The sequence below is a fragment of the Bacillus sp. AR2-1 genome (assembly GCF_008368755.1).
Lineage (GTDB): Bacteria > Bacillota > Bacilli > Bacillales > Bacillaceae_G > Bacillus_A > Bacillus_A wiedmannii.
The window spans coordinates 517,395-537,172 of sequence record NZ_QORY01000008.1; the positions used below are offsets into that span (position 1 = coordinate 517,395).

General features: G+C 37.0%; 18 protein-coding genes. 17 read left to right on the plus strand and 1 reads right to left on the minus strand.

Going from position 1 to position 19,778, the window contains the following annotated elements; all coding sequences use genetic code 11:
* Positions 1 to 4 precede the first annotated feature (4 nt).
* The 7 genes from rlmN to spoVM all read left to right on the plus strand — a co-directional run bounded on the left by rlmN (position 5) and on the right by spoVM (position 6,556).
* Complete coding sequence (gene rlmN, locus DT250_RS12480) at positions 5 to 1,093, plus strand: dual-specificity RNA methyltransferase RlmN (RefSeq protein ID WP_000450539.1); 1,089 nt, start codon at positions 5 to 7, stop codon at positions 1,091 to 1,093.
* Between the two features lie 4 nt (positions 1,094 to 1,097).
* Positions 1,098 to 1,850: a Stp1/IreP family PP2C-type Ser/Thr phosphatase gene (locus DT250_RS12485; protein ID WP_000648694.1), complete on the plus strand. Its 753-nt coding sequence runs from the start codon at positions 1,098 to 1,100 to the stop codon at positions 1,848 to 1,850.
* An 8-nt stretch (positions 1,851 to 1,858) separates the two neighbouring features.
* On the plus strand, positions 1,859 to 3,832 hold the full coding sequence (gene prkC / locus DT250_RS12490; RefSeq protein WP_088064291.1) for a serine/threonine protein kinase PrkC: 1,974 nt from the start codon (positions 1,859 to 1,861) through the stop codon (positions 3,830 to 3,832).
* 268 nt (positions 3,833 to 4,100) lie between these two features.
* On the plus strand, positions 4,101 to 4,982 hold the full coding sequence (rsgA, locus tag DT250_RS12495) for a ribosome small subunit-dependent GTPase A (protein WP_001113945.1): 882 nt from the start codon (positions 4,101 to 4,103) through the stop codon (positions 4,980 to 4,982).
* A 2-nt stretch (positions 4,983 to 4,984) separates the two neighbouring features.
* Positions 4,985 to 5,629, plus strand: coding sequence for a ribulose-phosphate 3-epimerase (rpe, locus tag DT250_RS12500; RefSeq protein ID WP_000589963.1), 645 nt, complete (start codon positions 4,985 to 4,987; stop codon positions 5,627 to 5,629).
* 99 nt (positions 5,630 to 5,728) lie between these two features.
* Entirely contained in the window at positions 5,729 to 6,409 is a 681-nt protein-coding gene (locus DT250_RS12505; RefSeq protein WP_060488423.1) for a thiamine diphosphokinase, read from the plus strand.
* A gap of 66 nt (positions 6,410 to 6,475) precedes the next feature.
* Complete coding sequence (spoVM, locus tag DT250_RS12510; RefSeq protein WP_001213599.1) at positions 6,476 to 6,556, plus strand: stage V sporulation protein SpoVM; 81 nt, start codon at positions 6,476 to 6,478, stop codon at positions 6,554 to 6,556.
* Between the two features lie 73 nt (positions 6,557 to 6,629).
* On the opposite strand, the gene rpmB is transcribed toward spoVM, so the two are convergent.
* Positions 6,630 to 6,818: a 50S ribosomal protein L28 gene (gene rpmB / locus DT250_RS12515; protein ID WP_000124776.1), complete on the minus strand. Its 189-nt coding sequence runs from the start codon at positions 6,816 to 6,818 to the stop codon at positions 6,630 to 6,632.
* 375 nt (positions 6,819 to 7,193) lie between these two features.
* On the opposite strand from rpmB, the gene DT250_RS12520 reads away from it, so the two are divergent.
* The 10 genes from DT250_RS12520 (at position 7,194) to smc (ending at position 19,774) form a co-directional block, all read left to right on the plus strand.
* Positions 7,194 to 7,556: an Asp23/Gls24 family envelope stress response protein gene (locus DT250_RS12520; RefSeq protein ID WP_000021109.1), complete on the plus strand. Its 363-nt coding sequence runs from the start codon at positions 7,194 to 7,196 to the stop codon at positions 7,554 to 7,556.
* 22 nt (positions 7,557 to 7,578) lie between these two features.
* Complete coding sequence (locus DT250_RS12525) at positions 7,579 to 9,255, plus strand: DAK2 domain-containing protein (RefSeq protein WP_000027123.1); 1,677 nt, start codon at positions 7,579 to 7,581, stop codon at positions 9,253 to 9,255.
* A gap of 283 nt (positions 9,256 to 9,538) precedes the next feature.
* Positions 9,539 to 11,587 (plus strand): ATP-dependent DNA helicase RecG, encoded by a 2,049-nt coding sequence (recG, locus tag DT250_RS12530; protein ID WP_088064290.1) that lies wholly within the window; start codon positions 9,539 to 9,541, stop codon positions 11,585 to 11,587.
* Between the two features lie 88 nt (positions 11,588 to 11,675).
* Positions 11,676 to 12,269, plus strand: coding sequence for a transcription factor FapR (gene fapR, locus DT250_RS12535; RefSeq protein ID WP_048546022.1), 594 nt, complete (start codon positions 11,676 to 11,678; stop codon positions 12,267 to 12,269).
* A complete protein-coding gene (gene plsX, locus DT250_RS12540; RefSeq protein ID WP_000684108.1) occupies positions 12,266 to 13,258 on the plus strand; it encodes a phosphate acyltransferase PlsX in 993 nt (330 codons plus the stop codon). Before fapR ends, plsX begins: the two co-directional genes overlap by 4 nt.
* 14 nt (positions 13,259 to 13,272) lie before the next feature.
* Complete coding sequence (gene fabD / locus DT250_RS12545; RefSeq protein WP_098133899.1) at positions 13,273 to 14,217, plus strand: ACP S-malonyltransferase; 945 nt, start codon at positions 13,273 to 13,275, stop codon at positions 14,215 to 14,217.
* On the plus strand, positions 14,217 to 14,957 hold the full coding sequence (gene fabG / locus DT250_RS12550) for a 3-oxoacyl-[acyl-carrier-protein] reductase (RefSeq protein WP_000911777.1): 741 nt from the start codon (positions 14,217 to 14,219) through the stop codon (positions 14,955 to 14,957). Before fabD ends, fabG begins: the two co-directional genes overlap by 1 nt.
* A gap of 69 nt (positions 14,958 to 15,026) precedes the next feature.
* Positions 15,027 to 15,260, plus strand: a complete 234-nt coding sequence (gene acpP, locus DT250_RS12555) for an acyl carrier protein (protein WP_000786062.1) — start codon at positions 15,027 to 15,029, stop codon at positions 15,258 to 15,260.
* Between the two features lie 59 nt (positions 15,261 to 15,319).
* A complete protein-coding gene (rncS, locus tag DT250_RS12560; RefSeq protein ID WP_001146867.1) occupies positions 15,320 to 16,057 on the plus strand; it encodes a ribonuclease III in 738 nt (245 codons plus the stop codon).
* Positions 16,058 to 16,204: 147 nt separating this feature from the next.
* Positions 16,205 to 19,774 (plus strand): chromosome segregation protein SMC, encoded by a 3,570-nt coding sequence (smc, locus tag DT250_RS12565; RefSeq protein ID WP_149213091.1) that lies wholly within the window; start codon positions 16,205 to 16,207, stop codon positions 19,772 to 19,774.
* The last annotated feature ends 4 nt before the right edge of the window (positions 19,775 to 19,778 follow it).

The window sequence follows — 19,778 nt, forward strand, 5'->3', positions numbered from 1 at the left end:
CATCGTGGAAACGACTGTGAGAAAACAAAAGAAAAATCTAGAAACGAAGAAACCATCAATTTATTCTTTACAACTTCATGAAATGCAAGATTGGTTAAAGGAACAAGGAGAACCTAAATTCCGTGCAGGACAAATCTTTGATTGGCTATATAAAAAACGTGTAAAAAATTATGACGACATGTCGAATCTTTCTAAAGGATTACGCGATAAATTGTCGAATTCCTTTGATATTACTACTTTAAATACATTAGTAAAACAAACATCTTCTGATGGAACAATTAAATTTTTATTCCAATTATATGATGGTTATTCTATTGAAACAGTGTTAATGCGACACGAATATGGAAATTCTATTTGTGTAACAACACAGGTTGGATGCCGTATTGGTTGTACGTTCTGTGCATCTACACTTGGTGGGTTAAAACGAAACTTAGAGGCTGGAGAGATTGTAGCGCAAGTAGTAGAAGTGCAACGTGCACTTGATGAAACAGAAGAACGTGTAAGTTCGCTTGTTGTTATGGGAATTGGAGAGCCGTTTGATAATTACGATAACTTAATGTCATTCTTACGCATTGTAAACCATGAAAAAGGAATTCATATTGGCGCAAGACATATGACAGTTTCAACAAGTGGAATTGTTCCAAAAATTTATAAGTTCGCTGAAGAAGATATGCAAATTAATTTTGCGATTTCATTGCATTCTGCAAATACAGAGTTACGTTCAAAATTAATGCCGATTAACCGTGCTTATAAGCTACCAGACTTAATGGAAGCTGTTAAATACTATGTAAATAGAACAGGGCGTCGTATTACGTTTGAATATGGCTTATTTGGAGGAGAAAATGACCAAGTTGAGCAAGCTGAAGAACTTGCTGCGCTTTTAAAAGGTGTAAAATGTCATGTAAACTTAATTCCGGTAAACTACGTACCTGAACGTGATTATGTACGTACGCCACGTGAACAAATTTTCTTATTTGAAAAAACGTTAAAAGATCGTGGAGTGAATGTAACAATTCGCCGTGAACAAGGTCATGATATTGATGCAGCCTGCGGTCAGTTACGTGCGAAGGAGCGTAAAGAAGAGACGAGGTGACGAGATGAAAGCCGTGTTTCTATCAGATAAAGGAAAAGTTCGTCAACATAATGAAGATAGTGCGGGAGTTTTTCACAATTTAGATGGAAATATTTTAGCGGTAGTAGCAGATGGAATGGGAGGTCATCGAGCTGGTGATGTAGCTAGCTCGATGACCATTCAATTATTTCATGATTATTGGAAGCAAACGCATAATATGAATGAACCAAAAAAAGTAGAAGAGTGGTTACATACGAGTGTTGGGATTATTAATGAGCGTATATATGAGTACTCTAAGCAACATGTAGAATGTAATGGTATGGGAACAACACTTATAATAGCGATTTGTACGCCAAACTTTGTGACAATAGGTCATATAGGAGATAGTCGTTGTTATATGGTATCAGAGGGAGAAATCTCGCTTGTAACGGAAGATCACTCACTTGTAAATGAACTTGTAAGACATGGTGAAATTTCAAAAGAAGACGCAGAATATCACCCGAAAAAGAATGTTTTGTTAAGGGCATTAGGAACAGAAGAAAAAGTCGGATTAGATGTTAAAACATTGGTGCTTGAGGAAGATGATCAGTTACTTCTTTGCTCGGATGGGTTATCTAACAAAGTTTCTATTGCTGATATGCAACAAATTTTACAGTTAAATGAACAGCTTGAAACTAAGGGACAACGTCTCATTCAATTGGCGAATGATCGTGGCGGGGAAGATAATATCACCCTTGTTCTTATTGATTATGCGGGTTCGACAAACGAAAGTAGGTGAAGTGCAACGTGCTGATTGGAAAACGCTTAAATGACCGTTATAAGCTGCTGAAAATGATTGGTGGTGGTGGAATGGCCAATGTGTATTTAGCTCATGATGATATACTTGGCCGAGATGTAGCGGTAAAAATATTAAGACTCGACTATTCAAATAATGAAGAGTTTATTAAACGTTTCCATCGAGAAGCGCAGTCTGTTACAACGTTGTCGCATCCAAATATTGTGAATATGTATGATGTCGGAGAAGAAGATGGTATATATTATCTTGTAATGGAGTATGTACCAGGACAAACATTGAAGCAATACATAATTGAGCGAGGGATGTTACCTATAGGAGAAGCTCTTGATATTATGGAGCAGTTAACATCCGCCATGGCACATGCCCATCATTTTGAAATTGTGCACCGTGATATTAAACCGCACAATATTTTAATTCGAGCTGATGGAGTAATAAAAGTAACAGATTTTGGAATTGCGACAGCTACAAGTGCAACAACAATTACACATACAAATTCGGTACTCGGTTCGGTACATTACTTATCACCAGAACAAGCACGCGGCGGGATAGCAAATAAACAATCAGATATTTATTCCCTAGGAATCGTTATGTTTGAGTTGTTAACAGGAAGACAACCGTTTTCTGGCGAATCTGCTGTTGCTATAGCTTTAAAACATTTACAAAGTGAAATTCCGTCTCCAAAGAGATGGAATGAAAATATTCCGCAAAGTGTTGAAAATATTATATTAAAGGCAACTGCGAAAGATCCGTTTCACCGATATCAATCTGCCAATGCGATGAAACGAGATATTGAAACTGCGCTATATCCAGAGAGGATAAATGAGCAGCCATTTTACATACCGGAAGATATGGAAGCGACAAAAGCGATTCCGATTATTCAACAAGAACAATTATTCGAAAATGTAACTGATGAAACAATTGTTTTAAAAGGAAGTAAAGTGGATGAACAGAAAAGAAAAGAAGAAACGGAATTATATAAGAAGAAAAAACGAAGTAATAAATGGATTAAAGTTTTAATTACGACATTTTTACTTTTAGCAATTGGAATAACGTTAGCGCTTACTGTTATTCCGGGATTCTTTATTCCAAAAGATGTAAAAGTCCCTGATGTGGCTGGTATGAAGTATACGACAGCAGTAAATACATTAGTTGAAAAGGGTTTTGAGGTTACGGAACCTAATATTGTATATACAGATGATGTTGAAACTGGTGATGTGATAAAAACAGACCCTGTGGCAGGTAGAGTCGTGAAAGAAAACTCTAAAATTACTATCTATCAATCAGGTGGAAAAAAGAAAAGTAAGATGAGTGATCTCACAGGAAAAGATTTTGAGAGTATAAGGAATGAATTAGAAGAAAAATATAAGCAAGTTACAATAAATTATATTGAAAATGATAGGCCAAAAGGTGAAATCGTAGAGCAAATTCCGACGCCTGATCAAATGGTAGTAGAGGCGGAACAAGAACTGAAAATTTGGGTAAGTAAAGGTCCTTATCAAATTAGACCAGGTGATTTTTCAGGATGGACTGAAAATAGCGTAAATGGTTATTTGAATGAGAGAAAACTAACTCCAGATATAAAACGAGAGTATTCCGATACTGTTGATAAAGGACTTGTAATTTCGCAATCTCCAAAACCAGGAACGCCGTTAAAAGAAGGAGATAAAGTGACGATTATCATCTCAGAGGGGCCTAAGCCGAAAGTAACGAAAACAGTGAAAGTGGATAATATTTCTATTCCGTATGAGTCTTCTATAATTGGTGAGAAAAAACCGCAAACAATAGAAATTTATAAAGAAGATATGCAACAAAAAATGGATAGACCAATTGAAACTAGAACAATTTCAGAGTCGGCAACTATTTCTTTAGAATTTGTAATTCAAGAAGGTACAAAAGGACACTATAAAATTGTACGAGATGGTGTAACAATTATCGACAAAGAAGTACCATACCCAACTCAATAATAATGACTTCCATTTTCTTTCTAGAGGGGATGGAATGTATTACTCTTGCCTGTTATGCTGTCTACATATAGTGGACTGTATAACAGGCAAAAATATATGATTCAAAAAGCTATAAAAGTGATACTGTTATAAATAATATTTTAAATTTGATGGTAGATTAAATATATTAACTTGTATATATGACGGGTTTTGAAATAAGTATTTAAAGAATTTTAAACCATTTAATATTAATGACAGCTTCACTTTATACAAAATAAAGGAGAATTATATGCCAGAAGGAAAAATTGTAAAAGCTCTAAGTGGATTTTATTATGTGCAGCATGAAGAAGGGATTACACAATGCCGTGGGCGTGGTGTGTTCAGAAAAAATAAAATTACGCCATTGGTAGGAGACCAAGTTGTCTTTCAAGCAGATAATCCAACTGAAGGATATGTGCTTGAAGTATTTGATCGGAAAAATGAACTTGTTAGGCCTCCTATTGCTAATGTTGATCAAGCGATTCTCGTTTTCTCTGCAGTAGAACCAGATTTTAATCCGGGACTATTAGATCGATTTTTAGTGCTGATTGAATATCATAACATTAAGCCGATTATTTGCATTAGTAAGATGGATTTAGTGGATGAAAAAATGAGAGAGACTGTTGAATCTTATGCAAATGACTATCGTGAGATGGGATATGATGTATTATTTACTTCTATAAATACATCGGAAAGTATTGATATTTTAAAACCATTCTTAGAAGGGTGTATTTCTGTCGTTGCAGGGCAATCTGGTGTTGGGAAATCTTCTATGCTTAACGTTTTACGTCCAGAGTTAGAACTGAAAACGAATGATATTTCCTCGCATTTAGGACGTGGGAAACATACGACAAGACACGTGGAATTAATTGCGGTTGGAAGCGGACTAGTTGCAGATACACCTGGTTTTAGTTCACTGGATTTCATAGATATAGAGGTAGAAGATCTTACATATTGTTTTCCAGAGTTGAAAGAAGCGAGCCAATACTGTAAATTTAGAGGGTGTACACATCTTTCTGAACCGAAATGTGCTGTGAAGACAGCAGTTGAAGAAGGGAAGATTACAGAATATCGTTATAAAAATTACAAACAATTCGTAGAAGAAATTAGAGAGAGAAAGCCGAGGTATTAGTTATGATTAAAATTGCACCATCGATCTTATCAGCAGATTTTTCAAAATTAGGGGAAGAGATTAAAGATGTAGAAAAAGGTGGAGCGGATTACATTCACGTCGATGTAATGGATGGACATTTCGTACCAAATATTACGATTGGACCATTAATTGTAGAAGCTATCCGTCCAATTACATCTTTACCATTAGATGTACATTTAATGATTGAAAATCCTGATAACTATATCCCGACTTTCGCAAAAGCGGGAGCAGATATTATTACTGTTCATGTAGAGGCGTGCCCTCATTTGCATCGTACAATTCAGCTAATTAAGTCTCATGGCATTAAAGCGGGAGTTGTATTAAATCCGCATACGCCAGTTTCGACGATTGAGCATGTATTAGAAGATATCGATATGGTATTGCTTATGACAGTAAACCCTGGATTTGGTGGACAGAAATTTATCCATTCTGTATTACCGAAAATTAAACAAGTGGCAGAAATGGTTAAAGAGCGCAATCTAGAAGTAGAAATTGAAGTTGATGGTGGTGTAAACACTGAAACAGCACGACTTTGTGTTGAAGCAGGAGCAAATGTACTTGTAGCTGGATCAGCAGTATACAATCAAAAAGACCGTGGTGAAGCAATTCGTGTCATTCGTGGATAATGAATGAACGAGTCTTTATCCTAGTGAAACTGCTAGTGTAGTAAGTTTTCACTATTTATAAAGGATAGAGAAAAAATATGTAAAAAGGCAATCTACCGAATGGCAGATTGCCTTTTTACAATAGAAGGGGAAGGAAACATGATTATTCATATTTTAGCGGGTGGACCTGCGGAATATTGTGCAGATTTTTCTCGATATGAAAATGAGAAAGTAGTGTGGGCGGCAGTTGATAGAGGAGTATATCGTCTATTAAAAGGAGGGATTACTCCAGCTGTTGCATTTGGAGATTACGATTCAGTTACTGAAGAGGAATTAGTATGGATGGGCCAGCAAACAAATGACTTACATATTGTTCCTCGTGAAAAAGATCAAACAGATTTAGAAATTGCGATTAACTGGGCGTTAGAACAAAATCCGACATTGATTCGTATTTTTGGTGCCACCGGTGGAAGGCTGGATCACGGTTTAGCAAATATACAGATGCTTTTAAGAGGGTTAGAAGTAGGGATAGAAATGTGTATTGTAGACAATAAAAATGAAATAAGCGTGAAAAAAGTGGGTACACATATAATTGAAGAAAATAAAAATTTCCCTTATGTATCTTTTGTGCCGGTTACTGAAATAGTAGAAGGGATTACATTACTTGGTTTTAAGTATCCTCTAACTAATAAAACAATAGAATGGGGATCAACACTTTGTATTAGTAATGAACTCGTTGAGGAAAAAGGTACTTTTTCATTTACTTCTGGCATATTAATGGTGATAAGAAGCACTGATTAAAGAAACAATTTTGCTCCTTACATCATATAGTGAACAAGTGGAGTAATGGGGATTAGGAGGGAAACCATGAGATTTTATACAATTAAGTTACCTAAATTTCTTGGTGGAATTGTTCGTGCCATGTTAAATACCTTCAAAAAAGATTAAAAAAAGCACCTATTACCGGTGCTTTTTCCATTGTCATAGTAAAAAAAGAGCCTAGCGGCTCTTTTTTTTATTATTAAACACGTTCGATTTTGCCAGATTTTAATGCTCTAGCAGAAACGTAAACACGTTGAACTTTTCCGTCGATGCGTACGCGAACTTTTTGAAGGTTAGCGCCCCATTTACGTTTTGTAGCGTTCATTGCGTGAGAACGAGAGTTACCAGAACGAGCTTTTCTTCCAGTGATAGCACAAACACGAGCCATTTATATTTCCCTCCCTTGATACCTTACCATACGTAATTTTTCAATGTTAGTCTTTTTTGCGATGCTAAAAACACTACTATAATTTAACACAACTAAAAAGAGAATGCAACACCGTAGAAAAAAGAAATCAAGAAAAATTACTTGACACCATATGTCGATGATGAAAAGTTGAAATCAAGAAAAATTGCTTGACATATTATAGTGGTACATGTTGTATAATAACAATGGACTATTTTGCTCATCATAAAAAATGTGATTTAAAACATAAAATATGAGAGTGAAAAGAAAGAACGATGGAATTTTCTTTAAAAAGATTATATGATAGTAACTAAAGTAGTCTAGCTCACTTTCACCATTTATGAAGGGGGAAACGAGATGTCAATTGAAATTAAAACGAAGTATGGTCAAATTGATATTAGTACAGATGTAATTGCAACAATTGCTGGAGGTGCCGCAGTAGATTGCTACGGTATCGTAGGTATGGCATCAAAAAATCAGTTAAAAGATGGTTTAACAGACATTTTACGAAAAGAAAACTTCACTAGAGGTGTTATTGTTCGTAAAGATGAAGATGAAGTACATATTGATATGTATATTATTGTGAGCTATGGTACGAAAATTTCAGAAGTAGCACATAACGTGCAGACGAAAGTGAAATATACATTAGATCAAACTGTAGGACTAGCAGTAGATTCTGTAAACATCTACGTACAAGGAGTTAAAGTAATAAACTTGTAATGTGCATTAAGGAGGAAAATCTGTGTCAATTCAAAAAATTGATGGGAAACGTTTATCACAAATGATCATGCAAGGAGCGAATAATTTAACAAATAATGTTCAGCTTGTTGATGCATTAAACGTATTTCCGGTTCCAGATGGCGATACCGGTACAAACATGAACTTATCAATGACTTCAGGCGCACGTGAAGTGAAAGCAAATCCTTCACAGCATGCTGGTAAAGTCGGCGTAAGTTTAGCCAAAGGATTATTAATGGGAGCACGTGGTAACTCTGGAGTTATTTTATCTCAGTTGTTCCGTGGTTTCTCTAAATCCATTGAACAAAAAGAAGAATTAACAACAGTTGATTTTGCTGCAGCTTTAGATGCTGGGGTAGAAGCGGCTTACAAAGCGGTTATGAAACCGATTGAAGGAACGATTTTAACGGTTGCAAGAGAAACGGGTAAATATGCAGTGACAGTTGCGAAAAAACAGCGCGACTTTGTTTTGTTTATGGAAGACGTTGTGAAAGAAGCGAATGCATCGTTAAATCGTACGCCGGATTTATTACCTGTATTAAAACAAGTTGGCGTTGTAGATAGCGGTGGTAAAGGTCTTGTTGTTGTATACGAAGGATTTTTAGCTGACTTAAAAGGAGAAACGATTTCTTCTAATGTGTCTGCCCAACCATCTATGAATGACATGGTACGCGCAGAACATCACCGTAGTGTACAAAGCCAATTGAGTACAGAAGATATTAAGTATGGATATTGTACGGAATTCATGGTGAAATTAGAGCCTGAAAAAATGAAAGAACATAATTTCTCTGAACAAAAATTCCGTGAAGATATTAGTGTGTACGGAGATTCACTACTTGTTGTATCAGATGATGAGGTTGTTAAGGTTCATATTCATGCGGAACATCCTGGAGATCCTATGAATTATGGACAACGCTATGGTAGTTTAATTAAGATTAAAGTAGAAAATATGCGTGAACAGCATACTGCTTTATTAGATGAGCCTACTATGATGCCTGAGCCAACTAGCCAGTCTAAAGAGAAACAACCGTACGGTATCGTAACTGTTGCTATGGGATCTGGTATCAAAACTTTATTTGAGAGCATTGGCGCGACGAAAGTTATCGAAGGTGGCCAAACGATGAATCCAAGTACGGAGGATATTGTGAAGGCGATTGAAGAAGCGAATGCTGAAAAAATCATTATTTTACCGAACAACGGAAATATCGTGATGGCAGCAGAACAAGCAGCGTCAGTTGTGGATCAAGAAGTGATTGTAATTCGTTCAAAAACAGTTCCTCAAGGTATGGCTGCAATGTTAGCATTTAATCCAGTTGGAACGTTAGAAGAGAACGAAGAAAACATGAAAGAAGCTTTATCTCATGTGAAAACCGGTCAAATTACGTATGCTGTACGTGATACGGAAATTGATGGTGTAGCGATTCAAAAAGATGATTTCATGTGTATTGCAGATGGAAAAATTGTATCAACAAATGCTGCAAAAGTAGGAGCTGCAAAGCAATTACTAGAAGCACTTATTGATGAAGATTCTGAAATTGTAACGATTCTACAAGGTGAAGATGCAACCGACGAAGAAGTAGCTGAGTTAGTTGCATTTGTAGAAGAGAATTTTGAAGATGCAGAAGTAGAAGTACATGCTGGAAACCAACCGGTGTATTCGTTCATCTTCTCTGTAGAATAAGAAAAAATTCGTTTTGAAAATAAATGGATTACTTACTTGCTAATGGATAAGAAGTAGTAATATGAAGTTTATTACTAGTTTTTATTCAAAAGGCTAGCATATTGAAGATAAAAAAGAGCCTTGCTGCTAATAGTGAGGCTCTTTTCTTTCGTATTGTTTATGAGGGATTTGAGTAGTTTCTCTAAGAATGCCTATGATAGAATATATAGGGTGAAAGAGAGCGATTACAGATGTCAATAGTATGAATGAATCAAAGAAAATAATGTGACGGAGCGTGAGAATCTTGAATGAAGTTGTACAAGTTCCTGTTACGGATGTAAAGGGAATCGGAGGAGAAACATCTGAATTACTACACGAGATGGGGATTTATACAGTTTCTCATCTATTAGAACATTTTCCGTACCGTTATGAAGATTATGCGATGAAAGATCTTGCTGAAGTAAAGCACGATGAACGTGTAACAGTTGAGGGAAAGGTTCATAGTGCTCCTTTACTGCAATATTATGGGAAGAAGAAGTCGCGTCTTACGGTTCGTGTCCTCGTCGGTCGTTATTTAATTACAGCTGTATGCTTTAATAGGCCGTACTATAAGCAGAAGTTAAATTTAAATGAAACAGTAACGATTACTGGTAAATGGGATCAGCACCGTCAAACGATTGCGGTATCAGAGCTTCATTTTGGACCAGTTGTACGTCAACAAGAAGTAGAGCCTGTATACTCAGTGAAAGGGAAACTTACAGTAAAACAGATGCGCCGTTTTATTGCCCAAGCGTTCAAGGAGTATGGAGAATCTATAGTTGAAGTGTTACCTGATGGATTGCTAAGTCGATATAAATTATTGCCGCGTTATGAAGCGCTTCGGTCGTTGCATTTTCCAGCAGGACAGGAAGATTTAAAACAAGCACGTCGCCGTTTTGTATATGAGGAGTTTTTCTTATTTCAGCTAAAAATGCAAACATTACGGAAAATGGAGAGGGAAAATTCGAAAGGGACGAAAAAAGAAATTCCTTCAGCAGAATTGCAAGAGTTTATTGATGCACTTCCGTTTCCATTAACTGGTGCACAGCGTCGGGTAGTAGATGAAATTATGAAAGATATGACATCTCCTTATCGGATGAATCGTCTGTTGCAAGGTGATGTAGGTTCTGGGAAAACAGTCGTTGCAGCGATTGGCCTTTATGCAGCGAAGTTAGCACATTATCAAGGTGCTTTAATGGTTCCTACAGAAATTTTAGCAGAGCAACATTATCAATCGCTTGCAGAGACGTTCTCGCACTTTGGTATGAATGTTGAATTGTTAACCAGTTCTGTTAAAGGTGTAAGGCGTCGAGAGATTTTGGCAAAATTAGAACAAGGAGAAATAGATATCCTTGTTGGAACACATGCTTTAATTCAAGATGAAGTTATCTTTCATAGGTTAGGTCTCGTTATTACTGATGAACAACATCGATTTGGTGTAGCGCAGCGACGAGTTTTAAGGGAGAAAGGTGAAAGTCCGGATGTTTTATTTATGACGGCGACGCCAATTCCGCGTACGTTAGCAATTACTGCATTTGGAGAGATGGATGTTTCTATAATCGATGAGATGCCAGCTGGTAGAAAGGTAATTGAAACATACTGGGCAAAACATGATATGTTAGATCGAGTTCTCGGTTTTGTGGAGAAGGAGATAAAAAAAGGAAGACAAGCATATGTTATTTGTCCCCTTATTGAAGAATCTGAGAAACTTGATGTACAAAATGCGATTGACTTACATAGTATGCTGACTCATCATTATCAAGGGAAATGTCAAGTCGGATTAATGCATGGCAGACTCTCATCTCAAGAAAAAGAAGAGATAATGGGACAATTTAGTGAAAATAAAGTGCAAATTCTTGTGTCGACAACAGTTGTTGAAGTAGGTGTGAACGTACCGAATGCGACTGTAATGGTTATTTATGATGCAGAGCGTTTCGGTTTATCGCAGCTCCATCAGCTCAGGGGACGTGTTGGGCGTGGTAGTGAACAATCATATTGTTTATTAATCGCGGATCCAAAATCGGAAACGGGAAAAGAGCGAATGCGTATTATGACCGAAACGAATGATGGATTTGTATTGTCAGAAAAAGATTTAGAGTTAAGAGGTCCTGGAGATTTCTTTGGAAGTAAGCAAAGTGGTTTACCAGAATTCAAGGTTGCTGATATGGTACATGATTATCGAGCGTTAGAAACAGCTAGACAAGATGCGGCGTTACTAGTAGAATCAGAAGCGTTTTGGCATAATGATCAGTATGCTTCGCTGCGTACTTATCTTGACGGGACAGGTGTGTTCCAAGGAGAGAAGCTCGATTAAAGGGAGGCAACGAAAGTTTTTGTTGCATTCTACTTTTAATGATTATATACTACTGTTAGTACCTAGTCATAAAAATGGATGGTGCGGTATGAAAAAAAGAAGAAGTAAAAAAGAAAGACAACAATTATTACAACAAACAATAGAAACGAATCCTTTTATTACGGATGAAGATTTAGCAGAAAAATTTCAAGTGAGTATACAAACCGTACGTCTTGACCGTATGGAATTATCTATTCCTGAATTAAGAGAAAGAATTAAACATGTAGCTACAAAGCAACATGAAGAAGATGTGAAATCTTTACCGTTAGAAGAGGTTGTCGGAGAAATTATCGATATAGAATTAGATAGACATGCGATTTCTATCTTTGAAGTGAAGGTAGAACACGTATTTAAAAGAAATCAGATTGCCCGTGGGCATCATTTGTTTGCACAAGCAAACTCACTAGCTGTTGCGGTTATTGATGAAGAATTAGCTTTAACTGCAAAGTCTACCATTCGATACATTCGTCCTGTAAAATTAGGAGAGCGTGTTGTTGCAAAAGCGCGCGTTGAAGATGTAGAGAATGATAAAGGACGGACCGTTGTCAAAGTGCGTAGCTTTGTTGGAGAAGAACTTGTTTTTACAGGCACTTTTGAAATGTATCGATCTAGTAATTATAGTGAGGAAGGTAACAACTTATGAAAATCGCAATAGATGCAATGGGCGGCGATCATGCTCCAAAGGCTGTCGTATTAGGAGCAATGAAAGCTATTAAGGAATATTCTGATTTACATATTACGTTAGTAGGGAAAGAAGAGGAAATTCGTCAATACTTAACGAGTGAAGAACGAATTACTATACTTCATACAGATGAAAAAATAGAATCGACAGATGAACCAGTAAGAGCCGTTCGTCGAAAAAAACAAGCCTCAATGGTACTAGCAGCGCAGCAAGTGAAAGACGGCGTAGCGGATGCTTGTATATCAGCTGGTAGTACAGGAGCTTTAATGGCGGCTGGATTGTTCGTTGTAGGTCGTATGGAAGGAATTGAGCGACCAGCTTTATCCCCTACAATGCCGACGGTTGATGGAGAAGGTTTTGTTATGTTAGATGTTGGAGCGAACGTTGATGCAAAACCAATTCATTTATATCAATATGCAGTAATGGGATCTGTATACGCTGAGAAAGTAAGAGGAATTAAAAATCCTCGCGTTGGACTTTTGAACGTTGGAACAGAGGATGGCAAAGGGAACGAGCTTTCAAAACAAGTCTTTGCAATGCTTAAGGATGCCCCAATTAATTTCGTTGGGAACGTTGAATCAAGAGATTTATTGCAAGGTGTAGCAGATGTTGTTGTATGTGATGGTTTTACAGGGAATGTAGCGCTAAAATCATTAGAAGGAACAGCACTTGCGTTATTTTCTATGTTAAAAGAGCAGTTAATGAGTTCGTTTACGAGCAAATTAGCAGCAGCGGTATTAAAGCCAAAACTTATGGTATTAAAAGATAAAATGGATTATTCGGAGTATGGAGGAGCGGCATTATTTGGATTGAAAGCTCCAGTCATTAAGGCTCACGGTTCTTCCAATGACCAATCAATATTTAGTGCGATTCGTCAAACGAGAGAAATGGTAGCGAAAGAAGTTATTCCTACTATTTCAAGCGTAATGGAGAAAGAGCCACTCCAATAAGAGGAGGATTTGAAATGGGAAAACTAGCATTTCTTTTTCCGGGCCAAGGTTCACAGGCAGTTGGAATGGGTAAACAGTTAGCGGAGAATAATAAAGAGGTTGCAAATGTGTTTGCGAAAGCAGATGAGGTGTTGCAAGATTCACTTTCAGAAGTGATTTTTGAAGGGCCGCAGGAAAAGCTTACGTTAACGACAAATGCGCAGCCGGCCTTATTAACAACGAGTTTTGCTATTTTGACAGCTTTGAAAGAGTATTATATTACACCAGACTTTGTTGCAGGGCATAGTTTAGGTGAATATAGCGCTCTTGTAGCAGCGGGTGCAATAACTTTTGAAGACGCTGTATATGCTGTAAGAAAACGTGGGGAATATATGGAAGAAGCTGTTCCTGGTGGAGAAGGTGCAATGGCGGCTATTTTAGGTGCTGATCCACATATGCTGAAACAAGTTACAGAAGAAGTAACAAGTGAAGGATATGCAGTGCAAATCGCTAATATGAATAGTACGAAGCAAATTGTGATTTCTGGAACAAAGCAAGGAGTTGAGATTGCTTCTCAAAGAGCGAAAGAAAATGGTGCAAAGAGAGCAATTCCGCTTAAGGTAAGTGGACCGTTCCACTCTTCGCTTATGAAGCCAGCAGCGGAGAAGTTCCAAAGTGTCTTAAAAGAAATTACAATTCAAGATACGAATATTCCTGTTATCGCAAATGTAACAGCAGACGTTATTACAAGTGGTGCACTTATTCAAGAAAAGCTAATTGAACAGCTCTATTCGCCTGTCTTATGGTACCCGTCCATTGAAAACATGGTGAATCAAGGGGTAGATACATTTATTGAGATTGGACCTGGGAAAGTACTTGCTGGGCTTATGAAGTCAATTGATTCATCAGTGAAAGCATATGCGATATACGATGAAGAGACATTAAAAGATACCATTTCAAATTTGAGAGGAGAAAACTGATGTTAAAAGGGAAAGTAGCATTAGTAACTGGCGCTTCACGTGGAATTGGTCGTGCGATTGCGATTGATTTAGCGAAACAAGGGGCAAATGTTGTAGTAAATTATGCTGGTAATGAGCAAAAGGCGAATGAAGTAGTTGATGAAATAAAGAAATTAGGTTCGGATGCAATTGCAGTAAGAGCAGATGTTGCAAATGCTGAAGACGTTACAAATATGGTGAAACAAACTGTAGATACATTTGGACAAGTTGATATTCTTGTAAATAATGCAGGTGTAACAAAAGATAATTTATTAATGCGTATGAAAGAAGAAGAATGGGATACAGTTATTAATACAAACCTAAAAGGTGTATTCTTATGTACGAAGGCAGTATCTCGATACATGATGCGCCAGCGTCATGGACGTATTATTAATATCGCTTCTGTTGTTGGAGTGACAGGTAATCCAGGACAAGCAAACTATGTTGCTGCTAAAGCGGGTGTAATTGGATTAACAAAAACATCAGCAAAAGAATTAGCGAGCCGTAATATTACTGTAAATGCAATTGCTCCAGGTTTTATTGCGACTGATATGACGGATATATTAGATGAAAATATAAAAGCCGAAATGTTAAAGTTAATTCCTGCAGCTCAGTTTGGTGAAGCGCAAGATATCGCAAATACTGTAACGTTTTTTGCTTCTGATCAAAGCAAATATATTACAGGGCAAACGTTAAATGTTGATGGCGGAATGGTAATGTAATAAAAGAATTGATTTCAACTAGTTTTTTTGGCCAATATTTAATATAATATTTGAGGGGAGGTGAATGGAATGGCAGATGTTTTAGAGCGTGTAACAAAAATCATCGTTGATCGTTTAGGTGTAGAAGAAACTGAAGTAGTACCAGCTGCGAGCTTTAAAGAAGATTTAGGCGCAGACTCCCTAGATGTAGTAGAACTTGTAATGCAATTGGAAGATGAATTCGAAATGGAAATTTCTGATGAAGATGCTGAAAAGATTGCTACTGTTGGCGATGCTGTGACTTACATAGAGAGTCATCTATAATGCTTAAGTGAAGTCCCGTTTTTTTAGCGGGGCTTCTCGGCTTATATCTGGAGGGACTTATGCCGTACCGAAAACATAGAGAAAAAAAATACGAAACAAAATATCGTGAAGCGTTTAAAGTATTTCAAGAAGAGATAGGTATTACGTTTTCAGATGAAAAATTATTGATTCAAGCATTTACGCATTCATCGTATGTGAATGAGCATCGAAAAAAACCGCATGAAGACAATGAGCGTCTCGAATTCCTTGGAGATGCAGTATTGGAACTTACTGTGTCACAGTATCTGTTTCAAAAATATCCGACAATGAGCGAAGGAGAGTTAACGAAACTACGTGCAGCTATTGTATGTGAACCATCTCTTGTTCGTTTTGCAAACGAGTTGTCATTTGGTAGCCTTGTTTTATTAGGAAAAGGTGAGGAAATGACAGGTGGACGTGAACGACCAGCTTTATTAGCGGATGTCTTTGAAGCGTTTATTGGTGCCCTTTATCTTGATCAAGGGTTAGAAACAGTATGGGGCTTCTTAAAAGAAATTGTATACCCTAAAATTAATGAAGGTGCTTTTTCTCATGTGATGGATTATAAGAGTCAATTACAAGAGTTGATTCAGCGTGATGGTAGTGGCAATATTGAGTATCAAATTTTGCAGGAAAAAGGACCGGCCCACAATCGAGAATTTGTGTCACGTGTTACGTTAAATAACGTGGCTTTAGGTCTTGGTAGTGGCAAGTCGAAAAAAGAAGCAGAGCAACAAGCTGCTGCAGAAGCATTGAAAAAATTAAAAGAACAACTATAAGGAATCCCCCTTTGAATGAGGGGGATTCCTTATGCATAGAATGAAACTTTCTTTTTGTTTGTGAATAAAGGGAAGGGAAATCCGTATAATAGCTTGTTTTTGTATAGACAACAGTTATAACAACGGAGAATAGGAGGAAGGCCTTTCGTGTTTTTAAAAAGATTAGAAATAGCAGGGTTTAAGTCTTTTGCTGAGCGTGTATCTGTTGATTTTGTCCCAGGTGTAACTTCCGTAGTAGGACCTAATGGAAGTGGGAAAAGTAATATTACTGATGCGATTCGCTGGGTACTTGGTGAACAATCTGCAAAATCATTACGTGGTGCAAAGATGGAGGATATTATTTTTGCAGGCAGTGATACGAGAAGAGCAGTTAATGTTGCTGAAGTAACAATAACTTTAAATAATGAAGATCAACGTTTACCGATTGAATATAATGAGGTGTGTGTAACGCGTCGTGTATCTCGTTCTGGTGATAGTGATTTTTATATTAATAAACAATCATGTAGATTGAAAGATATTATCGATTTATTTATGGACTCTGGTATGGGAAGAGAAGCTTTTTCGATTATTAGCCAGGGGAAAGTTGAAGAGATTTTAAGTAGTAAATCAGAAGAACGTCGTGGTGTATTTGAAGAAGCTGCGGGAGTGCTGAAATACAAACTTCGTAAAAAGAAAGCTGAAGTGAAATTAGCAGACACACAAGAAAACTTAAATCGTGTACAAGATATCATTCACGAATTAAGTAGTCAAGTAGAACCTTTAGAAAGACAAGCTTCTATTGCGAAAGATTATCTCGAGAAAAAAGAAGAATTAGAGAAAGTAGAAGCGGCGCTTATTGTACATGAAATTGAAGAATTACATGAGAAATGGGAAGCGCTTCGAAATCAGTTTGGGCATAATAAAAACGAAGAAGCTAAAATGTCAACGCATTTACAAAAAGGTGAAGAAGAGCTTGAGGAATTACGAGGACAATTACAAGCAGTAGATGAGTCTGTAGATTCCTTACAAGAAGTGCTGCTTCTTTCTAGTAAAGAGCTAGAAAAGTTAGAAGGACAGCGTGAGTTATTAAAAGAGAGAAAACAAAATGCAACGACGCATTGTGCACAACTCGAACAGTTAATTGTTGAATTAACAGAGAAAGCTACAAGTTATGATGGTGAAATTGAATCCAGTACAGAAGTGTTGATGCAATTTGTAAATCAAGTAAAAGAGTTGGAGACGAAATTGCATGATAATGAGCTACTGCTTGCAACTTTTGCTGACAATTTAGAGGAACAAATTGAGAATTTAAAAGGTGACTATATTGAACTTTTAAATCAACAAGCTAGTCATCGTAATGAGTTATCTATGATTGAAGAACAATCTAAACAACAAAACTCAAAAAATGAACGCCTCGATGAAGAAAATGCGAAATATGTAGAAATACGCATGGAAATTACAGCGAAAAAGACGAAACTTGTGGAAAGTTATGAACAAGTAAAAGAAAAAGTAGCTGGTATCCTTTCGAATATACAAAAGACAGAAGCGGCACTTGGGAAATGCAAGACGCAGTATAGTGAAAATGAAACAAAACTGTATCAAGCGTATCAATTTGTACAACAGGCACGTTCTCGAAAAGAAATGCTAGAAGAGATGCAAGAGGATTACTCTGGTTTCTATCAAGGGGTACGTGAAGTATTAAAAGCTAGAGAAGATAGGTTGCAAGGTATCGAGGGTGCTGTTGCAGAACTGCTAACGGTACCGAAAGAATATGAAATTGCAATGGAAATTGCTCTAGGTGCAGCGATGCAGCATATTGTCGTACAAGAAGAAGAACATGCTCGTAATGCAATTACGTTTTTAAAACAAAATAAACATGGACGAGCAACGTTTTTACCACAAGCTGTTATTAAAAGTAGATCGTTATCATTTGAACAATTACGTATTGTAAATCAACACCCATCGTTTGTAGGTGTGGCGGCAGAACTTGTGCAATATAACAATAAATATGAAAATGTAGTTTCAAATTTATTAGGTACTGTTATTGTTGCGAAAGATTTACGTGGGGCGAATGAGTTGGCGAAACAATTGCAATACCGTTATCGCATTGTAACAATCGAAGGTGATGTAGTGAACCCTGGTGGTTCTATGACTGGTGGAGCGGTAAAACAGGCGAAATCTTCTTTATTAGGACGTCAACGTGAGCTAGAAGAGTGGACGAACAAGTTAACTGATATGGAAGAAAAAACGACAAAGTTAGAAAACTTTGTTAAAGCAGTAAAGCAAGAGATTCAAGAAAAAGAAGTGAAAATACGGGAACTAAGGCAAAGTGTAGAAGCAGAGCGTGTAGATGAACAGAAATTAAGAGAAGAAATTAGTCGCTTAGAATTAGAAGAACATCGTATTAATGATCGTTTATCTATTTACGATTTAGAGATTGAAGGATTCTTACAAGATCAAGTGAAAATACAAGGACGTAAAGAAGAGCTAGAAAAGATTTTAGCAACGCTTCAAGCGGAGATTACGGAATTAGATAGCAAAATTGTCGCTTTAACAAAACAAAAAAGTGAGCAGCATTCTTCGAAGGAAAAAGTGCAAAAAGAAATGACTGAGTTAAAAGTGTTGGCGGCTGAAAAGCAACAACGCTTATCTAATCAAAAAGAAAAAGTTGAACGATTGACGAAGGAAAAAGAAGAAACGGATGCAACGCTTGTCAAAACGAAAGAGGATTTAGCATTCTTAAAACAAGAAATGACATCTAATTCAAGTGGTGAAGAACAGATTACGAATATGATTGAGAAGAAAGCATATGATCGTAATCAAACTTCAGAGTTAATTCGCTCTCGTCGTGAACAACGCGTATCGTTACAAGAGAGAGTAGAACATTTAGAACGTAATCTGAAAGAAACAACAGGTAAACATAAATACATTCTTGAGATGCTGAAAAATCAAGAAGTAAAAATAAACCGACTTGATGTAGAGTTAGAAAATAGATTACAACATTTACGTGAAACATATACGATTTCATTTGAAGCAGCAAAACTGAAGTATACAATGATGATGCCTGCAGAGGATGCACGTAAAAAGGTGAAACTAATTAAATTATCCATCGAAGAGCTAGGCACAGTGAACTTAGGGGCAATTGAAGAGTATGAGCGTGTAGCAGAGCGTCATACATTCTTACTAGAGCAAAAAGATGACCTAGAAGAAGCGAAAGCGACATTGCACCAACTTATTACCGAAATGGATGAAGAAATGAAAAAACGTTTTTCTACTACGTTTGAAGGAATTCGAATGGAGTTTCAATCGGTATTCTCTGAATTATTTGGAGGCGGTAGAGCGGATTTAGTCATGACGAATCCAGAGGACTTATTAAATACTGGTATTGATATTGTAGCGCAACCGCCAGGGAAGAAACTGCAAAACTTAGGTTTACTTTCTGGTGGGGAGCGTGCTTTAACAGCAATTGCGCTGTTATTCGGTATTTTAAAAGTGCGCCCAGTCCCATTCTGTGTATTAGATGAGGTAGAGGCGGCTCTTGATGAGGCGAATGTTGCCCGTTTTGCGCAGTATTTAAAGAGATTTAGTGATGAGACACAGTTTATTGTTATTACACATAGAAAAGGTACAATGGAAGAGTCTGACGTATTGTACGGTGTAACAATGCAAGAGTCAGGGGTATCTAAACTTGTTTCGGTTCGTTTGGATGATGGAGAAGAACTAGTTGCAAGTAATTAGGAAG